The sequence below is a fragment of the Mesorhizobium sp. B2-4-2 genome, from assembly GCF_006442845.1.
Taxonomy (GTDB): Bacteria; Pseudomonadota; Alphaproteobacteria; order Rhizobiales; family Rhizobiaceae; genus Mesorhizobium.
The window spans coordinates 178,809-197,360 of the sequence record NZ_VFVM01000010.1 but is presented as its reverse complement, the minus strand read 5'-3'; the positions used below and the strand labels follow the sequence as shown (position 1 = coordinate 197,360).

At 63.5% G+C, this 18,552-nt stretch carries 15 protein-coding genes; 10 read left to right on the top strand and 5 right to left on the bottom strand.

Annotated features, from left to right (window positions below):
* The first annotated feature begins 51 nt into the window (after window positions 1-51).
* On the top strand, window positions 52-399 hold the full coding sequence (locus FJ942_RS22245) for a hypothetical protein (RefSeq protein WP_140500147.1): 348 nt from the start codon (window positions 52-54) through the stop codon (window positions 397-399).
* A 189-nt stretch (window positions 400-588) separates the two neighbouring features.
* On the opposite strand, the gene FJ942_RS22240 is transcribed toward FJ942_RS22245, so the two are convergent.
* Entirely contained in the window at window positions 589-2,646 is a 2,058-nt protein-coding gene (locus tag FJ942_RS22240; protein WP_140898950.1) for a TRAP transporter permease, read from the bottom strand.
* Window positions 2,647-2,731: 85 nt separating this feature from the next.
* Complete coding sequence (locus FJ942_RS22235; RefSeq protein WP_140500143.1) at window positions 2,732-3,721, bottom strand: TAXI family TRAP transporter solute-binding subunit; 990 nt, start codon at window positions 3,719-3,721, stop codon at window positions 2,732-2,734.
* Between the two features lie 337 nt (window positions 3,722-4,058).
* On the opposite strand from FJ942_RS22235, the gene minC reads away from it, so the two are divergent.
* The 4 genes from minC (at window position 4,059) to FJ942_RS22215 (ending at window position 7,956) form a co-directional block, all read left to right on the top strand.
* The gene (gene minC, locus FJ942_RS22230) at window positions 4,059-4,904 is read left to right on the top strand and encodes a septum site-determining protein MinC (protein ID WP_140898947.1); all 846 of its coding nucleotides are present in this window, start codon (window positions 4,059-4,061) and stop codon (window positions 4,902-4,904) included.
* A 170-nt stretch (window positions 4,905-5,074) separates the two neighbouring features.
* Window positions 5,075-5,890, top strand: coding sequence for a septum site-determining protein MinD (minD, locus tag FJ942_RS22225; protein WP_140500139.1), 816 nt, complete (start codon window positions 5,075-5,077; stop codon window positions 5,888-5,890).
* Window positions 5,887-6,159, top strand: a complete 273-nt coding sequence (gene minE, locus FJ942_RS22220) for a cell division topological specificity factor MinE (protein ID WP_140500137.1) — start codon at window positions 5,887-5,889, stop codon at window positions 6,157-6,159. Before minD ends, minE begins: the two co-directional genes overlap by 4 nt.
* 339 nt (window positions 6,160-6,498) lie before the next feature.
* A complete protein-coding gene (locus tag FJ942_RS22215) occupies window positions 6,499-7,956 on the top strand; it encodes a hypothetical protein (RefSeq protein ID WP_140898945.1) in 1,458 nt (485 codons plus the stop codon).
* Between the two features lie 167 nt (window positions 7,957-8,123).
* Here FJ942_RS22215 and FJ942_RS22210 read toward each other — a convergent pair whose 3' ends face one another.
* Window positions 8,124-8,660 carry a DUF6428 family protein gene (locus FJ942_RS22210; protein ID WP_140582464.1) on the bottom strand — a complete coding sequence of 179 codons (537 nt, stop codon included), beginning with the start codon at window positions 8,658-8,660 and terminating at the stop codon, window positions 8,124-8,126.
* A gap of 42 nt (window positions 8,661-8,702) precedes the next feature.
* Here FJ942_RS22210 and FJ942_RS22205 point away from each other — a divergent pair, with 42 nt between their 5' ends.
* The 4 genes from FJ942_RS22205 (at window position 8,703) to FJ942_RS22190 (ending at window position 11,785) form a co-directional block, all read left to right on the top strand.
* On the top strand, window positions 8,703-9,056 hold the full coding sequence (locus tag FJ942_RS22205; RefSeq protein ID WP_140556429.1) for a metalloregulator ArsR/SmtB family transcription factor: 354 nt from the start codon (window positions 8,703-8,705) through the stop codon (window positions 9,054-9,056).
* Between the two features lie 85 nt (window positions 9,057-9,141).
* Window positions 9,142-9,555 carry an arsenate reductase (glutaredoxin) gene (arsC, locus tag FJ942_RS22200; RefSeq protein WP_140898943.1) on the top strand — a complete coding sequence of 138 codons (414 nt, stop codon included), beginning with the start codon at window positions 9,142-9,144 and terminating at the stop codon, window positions 9,553-9,555.
* A complete protein-coding gene (gene arsK, locus FJ942_RS22195) occupies window positions 9,536-10,774 on the top strand; it encodes an arsenite efflux MFS transporter ArsK (RefSeq protein WP_140898941.1) in 1,239 nt (412 codons plus the stop codon). The genes arsC and arsK overlap by 20 nt, the downstream gene beginning before the upstream one ends.
* A 129-nt stretch (window positions 10,775-10,903) precedes the next feature.
* Window positions 10,904-11,785, top strand: a complete 882-nt coding sequence (locus FJ942_RS22190) for a DMT family transporter (RefSeq protein WP_140657648.1) — start codon at window positions 10,904-10,906, stop codon at window positions 11,783-11,785.
* A gap of 52 nt (window positions 11,786-11,837) precedes the next feature.
* On the opposite strand, the gene FJ942_RS22185 is transcribed toward FJ942_RS22190, so the two are convergent.
* Complete coding sequence (locus tag FJ942_RS22185; protein WP_281406757.1) at window positions 11,838-15,926, bottom strand: autotransporter domain-containing protein; 4,089 nt, start codon at window positions 15,924-15,926, stop codon at window positions 11,838-11,840.
* Between the two features lie 224 nt (window positions 15,927-16,150).
* Entirely contained in the window at window positions 16,151-17,110 is a 960-nt protein-coding gene (locus FJ942_RS22180; protein ID WP_140516087.1) for an AraC family transcriptional regulator, read from the bottom strand.
* Between the two features lie 199 nt (window positions 17,111-17,309).
* Here FJ942_RS22180 and FJ942_RS22175 point away from each other — a divergent pair, with 199 nt between their 5' ends.
* On the top strand, window positions 17,310-18,446 hold the full coding sequence (locus tag FJ942_RS22175) for a helix-turn-helix transcriptional regulator (RefSeq protein WP_140898937.1): 1,137 nt from the start codon (window positions 17,310-17,312) through the stop codon (window positions 18,444-18,446).
* Window positions 18,447-18,552: the final 106 nt, after the last annotated feature.

The window sequence follows — 18,552 nt, the reverse complement described above, 5'->3', positions numbered from 1 at the left end:
CCAACCGAGAGTCTAGGCTGGCATCGGTTCTGTCAGCGCGAAGACCGTCACATGCCCCGCTTTCTTGCCGTCTACACCATGAAGCCTGAAGACCTTGCCCGCTTTCGCAGCCTGCCCAAGCCCGAGCAAGATGCGATTGATAGCGTCGGCCTACAGCAGTGGACGGACTGGGAGGAGAGAAATGCCGCATCTTTCCCCGATCGCGGCGGCATGGTCGGGAGGACGACGCGCGTTACCAAGGATGGGGTCGCAGACGCCGTGAACCCTTTCTGCGGCTACATTGTCGTCGAGGCCGATACAATCGATGCCGCCGCCCGCCTGTTCGAAAGCCATCCGCATTTCACCGTCTTCCCGGGAGACGGCGTGGACATCATGCCTTTCGTCACTGACCCTCAATGACTTGAAACTCCGGCTGTCGCTTTCTGATGTCGAAGGCTGTCTGTCAGCTCTCGGGGAACTTTTCCCCCGCGGAACCGATCCTGGCGGTTCGCGTCAGATTCAGGTTGAGAGCACGCTGACTTCCTGAAGTCCCCAAAACGTTTCCGGCCCCTTTGAGTTCTCGGGGAGCGATCGTTGGGGCGGCGCTGATCAAGCCGGTCGCGCCTCTTCGACGTTGCGCGCGCTCCAATGGCGCCAGATGACGGGAATGGTCAGAACCAGGCCGAGTAGGGACGAATAGAGTTCGGGCGCCACCAGAAGCAGGGCGGCCAAGACCAGCAACACGTTTTCCCATGGCCGGGTGCGCACGAGCAGGTAGCGCGAGAGGGCGGCCCCCAGGCAGGTGATGCCGAGCACGCAGCCAAAGAAAGCCAGGAAGAAGTTCGGCCAGGTGAAATCTTTCGTCACCAGCAGAAGCGACGGCGAGAAGACAAAGACAAAGGGCACCAGCGCCTTGCCGAGCCCGAGCCGAAAGGCAGTGTTGCCGGTCTTGAATGGATCAGCTCCCGCCATGCCGGCGGCAGCGTAGGCAGCCAGCGCAACCGGCGGCGTGATGTCAGCCAGCAGGCCATAATAGAAAACGAAGAAGTGGGCGACGATCGGCTCGGTGCCGAGCATCACCAGTGCCGGCGCGGCAATCGTCACCATGATGATGTAGTTCGCTGTCGTCGGGATGCCGCAACCCATCAGGATGCAGACCACGCCGGTCATGATCAGCGTGAACAAAAGGGTCAGCCCGTGCGTCGAGAAGATCGCTTCGGGGATAAAGGTGCCGAACAGCAGCGACAGATGGCCTGCCGTCGAAGTGACGATGTAGGACAGCTTGAAGCCGACGCCGGTCAGGGTGACAACGCCGACGACGATGCCGACCGTGGCGGCGGCAGCGCCGACGGCGAGCGCATACTTGGCGCCGTCGCGCAGGCACACCACGATGTCGGCGACAGACATGCGCCGGCGCGGGTTAAACAGGCCGACCAGGATGCACAGGGTAATGCCCCAGAAGGCAGCCATGTAGGGCGTATAACCCGCAAGAAGCACGCCGATCAGGACGACGAGTGGGATGATGGTCGGCCAGTCCCGTTTCAATGCCTCGACCACGTCGGGCATCTCGTCCGGCCGCAGGCCGCGCAAGCCGGTGCGCTTGGCCTCGAAATGCACCTGCATGAACACGCCGAAGAAGTGCATGAAGGCCGGCACTATCGCTGCCAGGATGATGGTCGTGTAGGGCAGTTCGAGGAACTCGATCATCAGGAAGGCGGCGGCTCCCATGATCGGCGGCGTCACCTGCCCGCCGGTGGAGGAAGCCGCCTCCACCGCGGCGGCGAAATGCTTCTTGTAGCCGAGCCGGATCATCGCCGGGATGGTCAGCGAGCCGACGGTGACGGTGTTGGCGACCGACGAGCCAGAGATCATGCCAAACAGGGCCGAGCCGAAGATCGATACCTTGGCCGGACCGCCGGCGTAGCGGCCGGCGACCCATGCCGCGCAGTCGAGAAAGAGCTGGCCGAGACCGATGCGGGTGGCGAAGACGCCAAACAGGACGAAGTGGAAAACGTAGGTGGCGACGACGCCGAGCGCGATGCCGTAGATGCCTTGCGTCGTGAGGTAGAGGTGGTCGACGAGCTGAGAGACGGACGCGCCGGGATGCACCAGGATGCTCGGCATATAGGGGCCGAACAGCGCATAAGCCATGAAGAGGATGGCGATGATGGGCAGCGGGATGCCGACGGACCGGCGCGTCGCTTCCAGCAGGAGCAAAATGAGGGTCAGCCCGAGCACCACGTCGGTCGTCGTGGGGTTGCCGACGCGGAAGGCAAGATCGTCGAGCGGGATCATCGGCACGTGCAGGACCGCTACCACCGCGGCAAGCGCCAGCAGCCAGTCGAAAACCGGTATGCCGAGCGGCCGCAGAAGGCTGGATTGGGCGGGCTGGTCGTAGCCCTTCTTCACCAGAGGGAAGACGAGGAAGATCAGCGACAGCACCATCGACAGGTGGATGCCCCGGTGCAGCATCTCCTGCAGCAAGCCGAATCCAGCCGTGTAATAGTGAAACAGCGACAAGGCCACCAGGAGGAAGCCGACCAGCCAGCCGGCGGCCCGGGTCAGCGGCCGGAACCGGATCTCGGAGTCGAATTTCTCCTCCAGTTCGCGAGCCTTTTCCTCGTCGAACTCCATGCCGGAAAGCCTGATTTTGTCGTCGTCGCTCATAGTCGGTTCCGTATCCTGAATCCCCAGACAAACGAGGCGGAAAGCACGCCTTCCGCCTCGTTGTCGCCAGTCTGTTGATGGCCTCTTATTTCAGGGCGCCGACTTCCTTGTAGAATTTCTCCGCGCCCGGATGGAACGGAATGCCGGCGCTGGTGACCGCGTTCTGGAGCGTGATCAGCTTGCCCTTGGCATGACCAGCCTGCAGCGCCTTCTGGGTCTCGTCGCTGTAGAGCGACTTGACGATCTTGTAGATGAGGTCATCGGTCTGCTTGGCGCTGGTCACCCATTGCGCGGCGACCGAAATGGTCTTGGTCTCGCCGACATTCTTGTAGGTGCCCGCGGGCACGATGTCGGTCGAGAAGAACTTCTGTTCGGACAGGAGCTTGTCGGCCTCGGGGCCGGTGATCGGCACCAGCGTGATGTTGTTGGTGCTGGCAAGCTCGACGATGGCACCGGTCGGATAGCCGCCAACGAAGAAATAGGCGTCCATGGCGCCGTCTTGCAGGCGCTCGCCGGCCGGGCCGGGCTTGAGATATTCGGGCTTTACGTCCTTCTCCGTTAGACCGTAGGCGCCGAGCACCAGGCGCGCATCAACGATGGTGCCGGAACCCGGCTCGTCGAGGGAGACGCGCTTGCCCTTCAGATCCGCCACCGTCTTGATGCCGGCGTCGGCGCGCGCGACCAGATGGATGGTTTCAGGATAGAGCGTCGCAATGAGGCGCAGATCCTCTACCTTGGGCTTGCCCTCGTAGAGGCCGGTGCCCGAATGCGCCCAGTAGGCGACATCGGATTGCGTGAAGCCCGATTCGGAAGCGCCCGACTGGATGGCGCTGATGTTGGCCACCGAACCGTTGGAGGACGTGGCGCTGGCAACCAGGCCCTCGACGCCGGCCGGCCCCGTCGCCGAGATCGCGTTGGCGATCAGCCCGCCCACCGGATAGTAGGTGCCGGACGTGCCGCCGGTGCCGATACGGAAAAAAGCCTGCTGCGCGCGCGCCGGCGAAAACCCTGCCGCGGCCAGCGCCAAAGTGCCCGCGCCGACGGAAAAGACGCGACGGTTGATCGAAACAGTCATATTACCTCCCGGTCAAAGATCGGCAGGATGTTGCATCAACCCAAGGATTGTCAACCTGCGCGCGCCTTTCGGAGGGGATCGGTCGTCGCTGGCGGTGGCTCCCCCGCTGTTGCCGTCATGGCGCATTTTGAGATCTAGCTTGTCGATTGAACGGCGGTAATCCGCTTGCTGACGCGGCGCTATCAACACATTCCGCGTGTTGTCAGCCGGCATCCGCAACTGGCGGTTAGCCGACCCTCCAATTTCTGGCGGCTTCCAAGGTGCCAGCCGTCTTTATTAACCATTTGTTAACCATTCGGCCGGCACCCTTTAACCATTGAGTAAGGATTCGCCAGCCGTGACCTTTGCCGCTCCCCTGGAGACCAAATCCATTCGCTTTCGCGCCCGTTCGTTCGTCGCTTTCACGCTGACGCCGGAGGCGCCGATCGGTGCTTGGTTGGAGGGGCTGGATCATTGGATCGGCAATTCGCCGGGCTATTTCTCAGGGCGGCCGGTGGTGCTCGATCTCAATGCGCTGAAGCCTGCGGCCGACGAGATCGCGGCGCTGGTCGCTTCGCTCGGCACGCGTGGCATCCGGGTCTATGCCATCGAACTCGAAGGGGCCTCGCTCGGGCCCGAGCTGCCACCGCTGCTGGCCGGCGCCAAGGAGGCCACTTCAGATGGCCTGCTGGCGCAGCCCGGCCGCAACGGCAAGGCAGGCCTGGCGGAAGAGGCCGGCAAGACGGAAGCGGTGTCTTCGGAACGCGGCAAGGAAACGGGCAAGCCCGACGAGGGCAGGGCCGAGGCTGGAAGGGTCAACGCGGCCAAGGCGGCCAAGACAGAACAGCAAGCCGGCGCGGCGGAGCCGGCCCTGGCCGGAACGCTGATGGTCAAGTCGCCCCTTCGCTCGGGCCAGTCGATCTTTCATCCGCATGGCGATGTCATCGTGCTTGGATCGGTCGCTTCCGGTTCCGAGATCATTGCGGCGGGCTCGATCCATGTCTACGGCACACTGCGCGGCCGCGCCATTGCGGGCTCGGAAGGCAATATTTCGGCGCGCATCTTCTGCCGCAGGAACGAGGCCGAGCTGCTCGCCATCGACGGCTGGTACACCACGGCGGAGGACATGGAAGGCGCCTCGCGCGGCAAGCCGGTGCAGGCCTTCCTCGAAGACGGCGTGCTGCGCGTCGTGCCGCTGAACTAGGGCGCCGGGATGAAAACGCCGAACCAGTTCTTGTGCGCGATCGCGAACAGGACGCTCAGGTCCGCAAGGTTGGGACCGGTTTCGCGTGGAATGATGCCAGGTTCCAACAATAGCCGTGCGACGCACGGAGCAATAACAAACGACAACATCAGGCGACGGAGGCTTTTTTCATGGGCAAGGTAGTGGTGGTCACCTCAGGCAAGGGAGGTGTCGGCAAGACGACCTCGACGGCCGCATTGGGGGCCGCGGTCGCCAGGACCGGCAAGAAAGTGGCGCTGGTCGATTTCGACGTCGGCCTGCGCAATCTCGACCTGATCATGGGCGCCGAACGGCGCGTGGTGTTCGACCTCGTCAATGTCATCCAGGGCACGGCCAAGCTGTCGCAGGCGCTGATCCGCGACAAGCGCGTCGACACGCTGTTCCTGCTGCCGGCCTCGCAGACGCGCGACAAGGACGCGCTGACCGAAGAAGGCGTCGGCGAGGTGATCGAGAAGCTGCGCTCGGTGTTCGACTATGTGTTCTGCGACAGCCCGGCCGGCATCGAACGCGGCGCGCAGCTCGCCATGCGCTTCGCCGACGAGGCGGTCATCGTCACCAATCCGGAAGTGTCGTCGGTGCGCGATTCCGACCGTATCATCGGCCTGCTCGACGCCCGCACCATGCGCGCCGAACAGGGCGAGCAAATCGCCAAGCACGTGCTGGTGACGCGTTACGATGCCGGCCGCGCGGCTCGCGGCGAGATGCTGTCCATCGACGACGTGCTGGAAATCCTGTCGGTGCCGCTCCTTGGCATCATCCCGGAGAGCCAGGATGTGCTCAGGGCCTCCAATCTCGGTTCGCCGGTGACGCTGAGCGATCCGCTGAACGCCGCCGCCAAGGCCTATATCGAAGCGGCGCGGCGGCTGGAAGGCGAAGACCTGCCGGTCGTGGTTCCCTTCGAGCGCAAGGGCTTCCTCGACAGGCTGCTCGGAAGGAGGGCGGCATGAACATTCTCGACCTCTTCAAGCGGCGCTCCAGCGCGCCCGTGGCGCGTGAGCGACTGCAGGTGCTGCTCGCCTACGAACGCCGCAGCCGTGGCCAGCCCGATCTCGTCTCCGTGCTGCGCGAGGAGATCATGGCCGTCATCGCCAAGCACGTGCAGATCGACCAGGACTATCTGCAAATCTCGATGGACCGCGGCGAGACCATGTCGACGCTGGAAATCGACATCCAGATCCCCAACAAAAGCGCCGTGCCGCTGGCCATGGCGGGCTGACTTTTACCCTCCCCTTGTGGGGAGGGTCGCTGCAAGCAGCGGGCGGAGTTGGCGCGGCGCTACAGGAAGAGCATCCTTCAGCGCCAGCGCCTCAGTCCTACCTTCCACGAGGGGAAGGTAGGATCCAGGATTTTCCGCATCAGATTCCACCCAGAAATCGGGTGCGTCAATTCTGCAAAAAGACGGCCGCGGCACTGGTCGCCCGCCGCATCCCAACCCCAAATGTCCAACTTTACGCTCCCCCTAATGGGGGGCTTCCCCTGCGCAATCAGTGGATGTAAGCATACATATTAGCCAATTATTAAATACTGAATGGGGTATGTGTAAAGGGCATTCGTTATGAATTTCAAGGGTCTGATCAAGCGTGCCGAAGACGTAGATGATGCACTCCAGGAGCTGCAGGCCGATCTGGCGGACGCTCTGGATGCCAGCCTCGATACCGAATACGACGCGCCGCCGGACAGCGGCTATATCCCAGATTCCGCGCCAGGAGCCGAGGCCTCGGCACCCGAGGCCAATGCGGATGATGCGGATAATCCGGACGGCGCGGGCAACGCCGACGATACCGAAACCGCACCACGACTGACGCCCCATACCCAGACCCGGATGGCGGCATTGAGTGCCTTCGAAGGGATGTTCCATGACGCCAGGAACTATATGGACGAGATCAACGGCAAATTGTCGGAGATCGCTACCTCACACCATTTGACGCGCGAGTTCCTCAACATCCTCCACACCGATATTCTTCGCGCCAACGAGCTGGAGCTCGCAAATGGCGACCTGGTCGCGGAACAAAGAACGCTGTCGGAAAAGCTGCACGACACGGCAAGAAAGCTGCGCGAGCGTGAAAGCGCCTGCGAATTGCTGCAACAGCGCGAGACAAGCCTGGTCCAGGACAGGGAGGCGCTTCGCGCAGCGCTCGCAGCGGCCAGGCTGGAACTTGCCGAAACGGCCAATGCGGGCGCAAAACGCGACGCGGAGTTCGGTGACATCGCCAAGCGGCTGACGGCCAGGGCGGTCGAGGCCAACAGGCGCCTGCGCGAGAGCAAGATGCTGCGGGAAAAACATGTCAGCCTGTCGATCGAGCTCGACAAGGCGCTGAAGCGAGAAACCCAGACGCGCCACAGGCTCGACGAGCTCTCGACGATCCATGCCAGCGAAGCAGCGCGGCTTGCCGAACTGCTGACCGCGCTCGGCAAGAGCGAGAAGGAGGAGATGCGGCTCCAGAAATCACTCGAGACCGCGCAGGCGAAGCTGTCGGAAATGACCGAAGCGGCCAGCATGATGGAAGGCGACAGGCAAGCTGAACTCGCCCGCAGCCAGACGGAAATGCGCGGATTGCGTTCCGAGATCCAGGACCTGCAATCACGGCTGGAGCGGGCCTCGCACGAGAACAGCGAGGCCACAGCCGAGATCGCCAGGCTCAAGACCGACTTGAACGACACGCTGGCCGAAAAGAAAATCGCCGATCAAAAGTTGTCCTCGCTCACCGACGAGAACGAAAACGACAAGACGAGCCTTTCGAAAGCGAACGCCAATCTTTCGCAGCTTGCGCTGCAACAAGCATCGGAACAGATACAGCTGGATGTCCAGAGGCAGGAATGCGAGGACCTCAAAGCTGAAATCGCGTCGCTCAATGCGCGGATCAAGGAATTGCTGCCTTACGAGCGGCTTCACAAGGCCACCAACGGCAGATCGCGCGAGGCCGACGTGGTCGACATCGCCGCCGTTGTGGCGGAGAAAGCCCGTGGAACGGGCAGGCGGCGCATCCGCAGGAATCTCCGCGCCACGCCGTAGCTCATTTCGCCGGCATGACCGCAGGTCCCACTGCGGGGCAGCGTTCCGCGCCCGCTGCCTCAACGCGATCACACGCCGCCGCCGCGGCGCAAATCGCTGAACTGAGGGAGCGGAAGGCTGTCTTGGCCGTCAAGACGGCGCCAAGCCATCTGCTTGGCTGCGAAACATCAGCCGCAGCAAGGTTGCGGTCCGGCCGAAGGTCCGCAACAGGCCTTGGCTTTCCTCTCCTCCTCCAGCCAGCGGTCACGCGGCTTGCAGCTTGCCGGCCGCGGCGAAAGCTCGACATGCACCGCATCACCCGCGAGCCGGGGGAGCGCGGCGCGGTAGAGCTGCATCGGGCGCACGCCGTCGCTGACTTCGAAAGTGAGCTTGGCGGAATGGTCGAGGCCGACATGCTCCGTCACCTTGCGGATGATCGCCGAGAATTTCCCGGCCGGCATATGCGTGCGGTCCTCCTCGACGTCCCAGAGCTGCACGAAGATCTCGGCCCAGGATTCCGGGTTTGCACCGCAGTCCAGCGCAGCGAACTGGCCGGCCTTCACTTCGGTGACGTGGTAGCCAGGTCGCACCGGCCGGCCGTCATAGAAGAACACCAGCGGCCGGTCCTTGTAGCCCGCCAGAAACTCCAGCAGGCCAGCGATGGTGATGTCGTCGGGATCAACGACGTCAGCGGGTTCAAATTCCCGATTGTCAGAAACGAGCATGTGCGGTAATCCTTGTTTCAACGTTTTTAGGATTGTTGAAATATGGATGAACGTCAAGCCCTTTCCGCCTTTGCGGCCCTTTCGCAAGAAACTCGCCTGCGCATCCTGCGGCATCTGGTGATTGCCGGTCCGGACGGGATTGCCGCCGGCGCCATCGCCGAAAAAGTCGAGGTCTCGGCCTCGAATGTGAGCTTCCACCTGAAGGAGCTCGAGCGGGCAGGGCTGATAAGCGTGCGGCGCGATTCGCGCTCCATGGTCTACAGCGCCGAATATGACGCGTTGAGCGGCCTCATCCGTTTCCTGATGGAGGATTGCTGCTCCGGCCGGCTGGAGATCCGCGCTTCGGCGTTGGCTCCAGACTGCTGCGCCGCCGATGTGAAGGGACCGGTTCAGTGATCGTCGCGCCGACAGCCCGGGCGATCGTCCCGACCGCGCCGCATCAGCAATCCGAAATCCAACCTCTTGCCGTCGAGGCCAAGCCATGACCGCTACGATCTTCCACAATCCCGACTGCGGCACCTCGCGCAACACGCTTGCCATGATCCAGGCGAGCGGCGAGAAGCCTGACATCATCGAGTATCTGAAACATCCGCCCAGCCGGGACCGCTTGCGCCAGCTGGTCGCCGCCATGGGAATTCCCGCGCGCGCCTTGCTGCGCGAAAAGGGTACGCCCTATGCCGAACTCGGCCTGGGTGACGCCGAATGGACCGATGAACAGCTGATCGACGCCATGCTGAGGCATCCGATCCTGATCAACCGGCCGATCGTCGAGACGCCCAAGGGGACGCGGCTGTGCCGTCCGTCCGAGCTCGTGCTCGATCTGCTCGACCATCCGGTGGCCCGCTTCGCCAAGGAAGGCGGCGAGGTAGTGATCCATGACCGTGGCATCAAGTGATCGAAGCCTTTCCGATCTCGAATTCCCGGAGCGCTCGCCGCTGACCGCCATTGCCGCCCTCGGCGTCACCCAGATCATCGGCTACGGCACGCTGTACTACAGTTTCAGCATTCTCGCCGCCGATATGGCCAGGGATCTGGACTGGCCGACCGAATGGATTTTCGGCGCGCTCTCGGCGGCTCTGCTGGTTGGCGGCCTGACGGCGCCCTGGCTCGGAAACTGGATCGACCGCTTCGGCGCCGGCAAGATCATGACCGCCGGCTCGATCCTTGCCGCGGCTGCGCTCGCCGCCTGTGCCTACGCGCCGGCGGCCGGGGCCTTCGTGGCGGCGCTGATCGTGCTGGAAGTGGCATCGAACCTGGTCCAGTACGGCGCCGCTTTCGCGCTGCTTGTGCAGATAAGGCCGCGCGCGGCGCAACGTAGCATCACCTATCTCACCCTCATCGCCGGCTTCGCATCGACCGTGTTCTGGCCGATCACCTCGGCCCTGCACGCGCAGATGTCATGGCGAACCATCTATCTCGTCTTCGCGGGGCTGAACCTGCTCGTCTGCCTGCCGCTGCACGCCTGGCTCTCCCACGGGCTGGCCAAGAGCAGGCGATCGGCGACCGAGCCGCCACGGCATGTCCAGGGATCGCTTCCGGCCTCGGCGCGGCCGCTCGGCTTCGCGTTGATGGTCATCGCCTTTTCGCTGCAGAACCTGCTTGGCGCCGCTGTCCTGGTGCATATGGTGCCGCTGCTTTCCGGACTTGGCCTCGGGGCGACCGCCGCCATCGTCGGAACGCTGTTCGGGCCGTCACAAGTGTTGAGCCGCTTCATCAACATGATCTTCGGCATCAACCTGCCGCCATTGACGCTGGCCATCATCTCGGCCGGCCTGATGACGAGCGGGGTCGTCGTGCTGAACTGCACGGCGCCTTCCGTCGCAGGCGCGATGGTTTTCGCCGTCGTGTTCGGCATGGGCAATGGGCTTTTCAGCATCGTCATCGGCGCCCTGCCGCTGACATTGTTCGGCAGTGCGGACTATGGCCGGCTGCAGGGGCGCGTCACATCGGCCCGGCTGCTCGTTTCGGCCGTCGCGCCGTTTGCGCTGGCCTTTGCCATCGTCAATGTCGGCACTGCCTGGTCGCTGGGGGCCATCGCGTTTCTGGGCGGCACCGCGCTGCTGGTCCTGACGTCGATCATGAGACTGCCGAACGCGCGCAACGGCCGCGTCTGAGGGCGGCCGGCTCGTCCGGCCCTTTCTTGCCCCATCGAGATGCCGGTCCTGCCTCACGACGGACGGGCCGGTTCGCCCTATCTCCCATGACGCAGCGTTTGCCTGATGGCGCACGGAGGACGGGATCAAGTGACATCGACGCCGGTTGTCGGTCGTGAAGCGGCGCCTTTGCCCGTGATGGCGCTGTTGGGGGCCATGGTGTCGATCCAGATCGGCGCTACTTTCGCCAAGAGCCTGTTTCCGGTGATCGGCGCGCAGGGCACGACGACGCTGAGGCTGGTCGTCGGCGCGCTGATGCTGATCGCCGTGCTGCGGCCCTGGCAGATGCGGCCTTCGCGCGCCACCATGCCGTGGCTGGTCGCCTATGGCGTGACGCTGTGCGCGCTCAATCTCCTGTTCTACGCCGCGCTCGCCACGATTCCGCTCGGCGTCGCGGTGGCGCTGGAATTTTCAGGACCGCTGCTGGTGGCGACGCTGACCTCGCGGCGGGCGGGCGACTTTGCCTGGATCGCGTTGGCGGTCGCCGGCATCGTGCTGTTGTCACCCTTCATCCGTTCGCTCCAGCCGCTCGATCCGATTGGGGTGATGCTGGCGCTGGCGGCTGGCGGTTTCTGGGCGCTCTACATCGTGCTGGCGCAGAAGGCGGGCGCCGAGCTCGGCACCCGCACCACCGCCTACGGCATGGCGATTGCCGCCGTGCTGGTGCTGCCTTTCGGCGTGGCGCAGGCGGGAGCGGGCCTGCTTGCGCCGTCGATCCTGGTCAGTGCCTTGCTCGTCGGCCTGTTCTCGAGCGCGCTGCCGTTCTTTCTGGAGATGGTGGCGCTGACCCGGATGCCGGCCCGCATCTACGGCACGCTGACCTGCCTGGAGCCAGGATTGGGCGCGCTGGCCGGCTTCCTGTTCCTGCATGAGAGCCTGACCGCGCCGCAACTGGCTGGCATCGCCGCCGTCATCGTCGCGGCCGCCGGCACCGCGCTGACGTCGAAGCCGCCGGTGCCGTCGCCGGAGTAGGGGCGGGTCAACGTGCAGGTTCGTGCTGCAAAGCCGGTTTCGTCACCGTCGTTCAGAACTTCACGCTCAGATCCACCTTGGCGCCCTGGTCGACCGTGCCACTGCCGAACTGGCCGGTATAGGACAGGCCGAGCGTCGCATTGGCCGACATGTTGAGATCGAGGCCGGCCTCGATCACCGCGGCATCCCTGGCGATCGGCACGCCGGCGATGGTGAATTGATCGCCGCCGGCGAAGGCGAAGACCGAGGTCGGCGTGACATCGCCGAAGGCGTGACGCCAGCCGAGCATGCCGCGAGCGGTGGCATCGATGCCGCCAAGCGCGAAGTCGGTCGCGCCGCGAAGGCCGAGCGTGGTGAAGGTGGCGTCGTTGTTTGTGCTGGCGCTGGTCAGCGCCGCGGCACCACCGGTTTCGGTGAAGCCGTCGGTGTGCACGCTGACGTAGGCGAGGTTGGCGAAGGGTTCGAACTTGAAGCCACCGGCATCAGCCTTGTAAGCGAGTTCGCCGAACGCTTGCGCGGTGCCGGCATCGTAGTCGGCTGATAGTTGATCGGCAAAGCCGTTGAAAGCAACCGAGCGTCTGGTCGAGATGCTGCTCCAGCTATAAGCCGCTCCGCTGCGGAAGGCGATGGCGCCCCAGTTGGTGCCGCCATAGAGACCGAGATGATAGCTGTCGCTCTTGCCCGATGAATCGCGGTCGTCGGCATCGAAGGAGGAATGGCCGTAGCCGCCGATGAGGCCGACACGCCAGCCGCCGACCAAAGTGTCGGCGCCGGCCAACAGGCCGCCGGTCGAGCGGTCGAAGGCGGCGGCATTGCCGTCGCTGTCGGTGTTGCTCCACGAACCGAACACCTGGCCCCAGACAGCGAAGCGGTCGGTATCGGCCGCCACCATTTCCGGCCCACCCTCGCCATAGGCCATGACCGGCAGCGCCGCCGCGCCGCCATCGCCAAAGGCAGCAGCAATGCGATTGCTGGCGGCGTCGCGGACGAAGCGGCTGTCTTCAAGCAGCATGCCCTTGGCCGAGGCATGGATTTCCCCGGAAAGCTGGTCGAAGGCGTCCTGGGCGGCTGCTTCGCTCGGCAAAGCAAATATCGCATCGAACAGCGGATTACCGCTGCCAAGACTTTCGGCACCACCGCCGGTGGCGATCTGGTTGGGTGTCAGGCCGACCTCGGCGAAGGATTTTGCCTGCGTCGCGTCGAGATAGACATGCGTCGGGTCGTAACTCGCGAAAAGGCCGGTGAACGGGCCTAGGCCGCTGAGCGTGTAGGTGCCGGTGACGCCCATGTCTGCCTGCAGCACGGTGTAATGCGTGCCCGCCACGTAAGGTGCTGCGTCGGTCTTGATCACGTCGAGGACCGCACCGGCGGCGATCGTCGCCGTGCCCGTCGCGTGGATGAGATCGGACTGGCCGGTCGAGGTCAGTTCGACCTGGTAGATCGAGCCGGCCGCCTGGTCGAGATTGCCGGCGACGTGGAGCGTACCGATCGAATTACCGGGTGCGATGATGCCGCCCGACCGCGCCATGACACCGCCCACCGTGCCGTTGCCGCCCAGCGTGCCACCGAAGATCGTCACCAGCGAATTGGCCAGCGAACCATTTACGGCCAGCCGCCCGCCATCCACATTGGTGGCACCGGTGAAGCCGCTCGAATCGGCGGTGAGGTTCGTCGCGCCGGCGATCTGGTTGATCGTGCCTGCGCCACCGATCGCCGACGCGAAGGCGTAGTTCGTATCGGTGTGGTTGAAGTTGATCGCACCCGCGCCCGGCCCGAACTGGACGCTCGCCGCATTGAGCGTGCCCGCGGCCGCCGCTGGCGATCCGCTCGCCGCACCGATGTTGAGCGTGCCGACGGAGCCCGCCATGGCGGCGATGTTGACCACGCCGCCGCTCGACACCGCGCCGCCATTGGCAATCGTCAGCGTGCCTGTTCCACTAACGCCGACATCAAGATCTCCGCTGCTGGCCCATGTCGAGCCTGTGCCGTCGACCGCTACCGTGCCGACCGAACCTGCGGCGTAGCCAACCAAGCCCAAGCCATTGCTGACCACGCCGCCTTTCGAAACCGTCACCGTGCCCGTGCCAAAGCCTCCGACATAGAGGTCCCCGCTGTTCGTCCACTTCGATCCCGCGCCGTCAACCGCCGCCATGCCGGTCGAACCGGCAACGTAGCCGATATAGCCCCAGCCATTGCTGACCGTGCCGCTGTTCGAGATCGTCAGAGTACCCGTGCTGAAACCGCCTACGAACAGGTCCGAGCTGTTGTTCCAGGCCGACCCCCCGCCGTCGACCGTCACCGTGCCGGTCGAGCCAGAGAATGCGCCCACATAGCCTGTGGTATCGCTAACCTTGCCGCCGTTCGAGATATTCAGCGTGCCAGTACCCTGATCGCCGACGAACAGGTTGGAACTGTTTGTCCAGGTCGATCCCCCGCCGTCGACGGTCACTGTGCCGGCGGAACCCGAACCGAAACCAACGAAGCCCAGGCCACTGTTGACCGCGCCGCCGTTGAGGATGTTCAGTTCGCCCGTGCCGGCGAAACCGACGAAAAGGGCTACGCTGGCCCAGGTCGAGCCTATACCGTCGACCGTTGCCGTGCCGGTGGAGCCCGCAACGTTGGCTAAAATGCCGTTCTGATTGCTGACCGCGCCCTTGTTCGAGACCGCCAGCGTACCCGTGCCCTGATCGCCAACGATGAGGTCCGAACTGTTTGTCCAGGTCGAGCCGGCACCGTCGACGAATACGATGCCGGTCGAGCCCGCCTTCGCGCCAACAGTTGCCCAACTGTTGCTGACCGCGCCGCCTTGCGTGATCTGCAGAGCGCCCTTGCCGAAATCGCCGACGATCAGCGACCCGCTGTTTGTCCAGGTTGAGTCGACGACTATCACGATGCCGGTCGAGTCCGCCGACTTGCCAACATAGGCCTTGTCATTGCTGACAGCGCCGCCGTTGCTGATCGCTAGCGTGCCGGTGCCGAAATCGCCGACAGCCAGGTCGGAACTGTTGGTCCAGGTCGAGCCGGCATTTTCGATGAACACGCTGCCGGTCGAGCCGGCATTCGCGCCAATAGTCCCCCCATTGGAGCTGACGTCGCCGCCATGGCTGATCGCCAGAGTGCCGGTGCCGAAATCGCCGACACTCAGCGATCCGCTGTTTGTCCAGGTCGAGTTGTCGACGAACACCTTGCCGGTCGAACCCGCGGAGGCGCCAATATAACCTGAAGTATTGCTGACCTTTCCGCTGTTCGAGACCATCAACGTACCTGTCCCGTCGACGCCGACGGACAAGTTCCCGCTGTTGAGCCAGGTTGAGCCGATGCCATCGACCATCACCTTACCGGCTGAATCGGTGCTGTAGCCCACCATGGCATCAGCATTGCTAACCACACCGCCGTTGGTGATTATCAACGCGCCGTCGCCATCATGGCCGACATAGAGCGTTCCATTGTTTGTCCAGGTGGCATCATCGATCGTCGCCGAGCCGATCGAATCTGAATATTGGCCAATATAGGCGCTGTCGCTGATGACGTTGCCGCCGTTGGAAACCGTTACCGCACCAACGCCGGAACTGCCGACCGTGAGGCTATCAGTGTTAAGCCACGTTGAGCCGGCGCCATCGATCTTTACGACGCCTTGAACGTTGCTGCCGCCCGCAACAATACCCACAGCATCCGTCACGACACCGCCATTGAGGATATCGAGCGTAGCCAGCCCGAAACTACCAACCACCAAACTGCTGCTGGTCCACGAGGAACCCGCACCTGTTACGGTGACATCAGAAGTGGAGTTATCCCCCCAGGATAAGAATGCTCGGTCGGTCGTCAACGTGCCGTTCGAAATGACAAGGCTGCCGTCCGAAGAAGCTACAAAGCCAAGGTAAATATCGTCGGCAAAAGCGTTGCCAGCGTTGATAACAGTCGGATTCGGTGTCGAATTGCTGATATATACAATATCGGCCGCCGTCGGCACTGACCCAGCGTTCCAGTTTCCGGCGGTAAACCAATCCGTGGAGGTGGTGCCGGTCCAGGCATCGGCCGCCGTCGCGGCGATCGGCTGGCCGAGTCCGACCAGCGCGGTCGACGTCAGCGCCAGATATTTCCATGCGTTAGCCCTGCGGCCACCAAAACCATTCTGCGGCATCCAAACCCCTGACATGATAGTCATTTCACCCTGAGGCTGACATGTCATTGGAGCTCGGGCTTGTCTTGGGCAGGGCCGCACTGGAATTGGACTGGAGCGAAAAGCCGAGCCTTTTGCGCGCACTGTGGCAGTTCTGCGCCACGATCGCGCAGGTGCCGCTCCACCGGCCTCTCAAAGAGAGAATCGGACGCCGCGCCAGGGCCGGCCACAGAAAATGCCGCAACCTATCTGGCGCTGGTCGGCGTATAGCCGAAACGGCGACGGAAGCAGCGATTGAAATACGATACATCGCTGAACCCGCTCGTCATCGCGATATCGCTGACCCGCATGTCGCTGTGTCTCTGAGAGAGCATCCTATGGGCGCTCTGCAACCGCAGTTCGAGAACGCGCTCGGAGAAGCTCACTCCGGTTTCCTGAAGGAGATCATGGACGTAGCGCGCCGACAGGCCGAGCTGTTGCGCGACACCTTGGGCGGAGATGCCAGGATCGGCAAAATCCTCGGCAATCGTTGCCAGGATCGCCTCCAGCCTGGCGGCGCGCAGGCCGCGAAGGCCGACCAATTCGGCAGCCCGGCCTTTCGCCCCGGTCACCAGGCCGATCAGGTCCACGATCGTGTCCGTCGCATGGGTTATGAGATCGGCCGAGGCGAGCGGGCTGCCGCTTTCAAGAAGCTCGCAATAGCGCTTGAGAAGATCGAGGGCTTCGTTGTCGGCGCCGATCTTCAATCCCAGCCGGTCGTCGATCTGCGGGAAGGCGCGCATGAGGACCGCGCGTGGGACCACCACATTGGTCCAGATATTGCTGTCGGCACCGGTCATTTTCAGCGCCTCCGAGGCCGTGACGAGGACCGCTTCTCCCCGACCGACGGCATATTCGCGGCCGACCTGCACGCCCGACAAGAGGGTGTCGGCCTTGTTGATCAACAGCAAATAGCCGTCATTGTCGTCCTCGGCGATGTTGCTCGCCTTCCTTGTCGCCTGCTTGATCGTTCCGGACATCTGACCGAGAACCAGTGAACCGACAGCCGTGGCTTCGATCGAGGCCTCGAAGGGCAGGTTTTCCGATATGCCGTATTCCACCGACCAGATTTCCGCGACGTGGATGTCCTGCCACAGGGAAAATCGCTCGCGTTCGCCAAGATGCGGCGGCAACTGAGCCGATGAAAACACCGTCTTTCGCGACAATGGAAAACCTCGATAAAGTATCCGCGCTTAAAAAATACCGATCGCCATACTTTCAATCGGCAGAATAACCGGCAACAGTGGCGGCTGGCGTCAAGCAATCGAGTTGAATCCTAATCGAGATCGGCCAGGAGTGGCGTCATCCAAAAGTATGACGCCACAAAATTCTCCGAGGCGAGATCGCAGTGTGTCTGGAGGCGTGGTGGAGAGGCTGAGCAGCGAAGTCCTTGGTTCCATTATCGGCGATATCTACGATTGCGTTTTGAACCCGGAAGGCTGGGCCGGGGTCATGACCCGGATCACGACGGCCATGGACGCGGCCTATACAACCATCGCGCTCGCCAGCACCGCCGACAATCATGGCCGCTTCGCCGCTCAATCGCCCTGGGATCCCGTGCAAATGCGCGTGCTCCAGGACTATGACTTTGATGCAATTCCCGGTCTGAAGACGGCGGTCATCGGCGACGTCGACACGCCCGTCGCGACGCTGTCGCTGATGAGCGAAGCCGAACTCGGGCAGACGGCATTTTTTCAGAATTGGGCCAAACCGCAGGGATTGCGCGAAGCCTGCATCACCAAATTCGTCCACACATCGGACCGGATCGGGCTCATGGGTTGCACCACATGGGCCGACAGGGGGATCATATCAGCCGAAGACCAACATTTCCTCGCGTTGCTCTCGCCGCATCTGCGCCGTGCTTCCCTGATCGGAGACCTGCTCGACCAGGCTCGCGTTACCGCCAGCCTTTACCGCCAGGCGCTCGACAATCTCGCAGTGCCTGTCGTGCTTGCCGGCGCCAACGGGGCCATCCTCCATGCCAATGGCGCTGCCGAACGGATGTTGTCGGCGCAAGGTCCGATTCTTTCCAGGAACGGCCTGCTCCAGGCGCAGAATCCGGCGGTCGCCCGCGCCCTGCTGGAAGCGATCGCCAGCGCCGCGAACGCGGATGCTTCGCTTGGCGCCCGGGGCATAGGACTGCCGGTCTCGGCCCCAGGCCGGCCGCCCGCCGTCGCCTATGTGCTGCCGCTGACCGAAGGAACCGCGCGCGCGGCTTTCCGGCCGGCATGCGCGGCTGTTTTTATATCGACCACGACGTCGGCTTCTCCTCTGCCAGAGGCCGTCCTGACCACGCTGTTCGACCTTACGCCCGCGGAGGCGCGGGTCCTGCTGCGGATCGGCAGCGGATTGTCGGCGTCGAAGAGCGCTTTGTCGCTCGGCATCGGCGAAAACACCTTGAAGACACACCTCAATCGTATCTTCGCCAAAACCGGGACGAGACGCCAAGCCGACCTCGTCAAGCTCGTCTCGGACATAGGCACGCCCCTGGCAGCGCATTGAGGCTGAAGGCGTAGTCCGCAGCGCGAGATCGGCTCACCGCCTCCAGAGCGGCTCCGGCGCGAAGCGCTCGCTCGCCGGGATCGCGCCTGGCCGCCCCCCTCTGGCC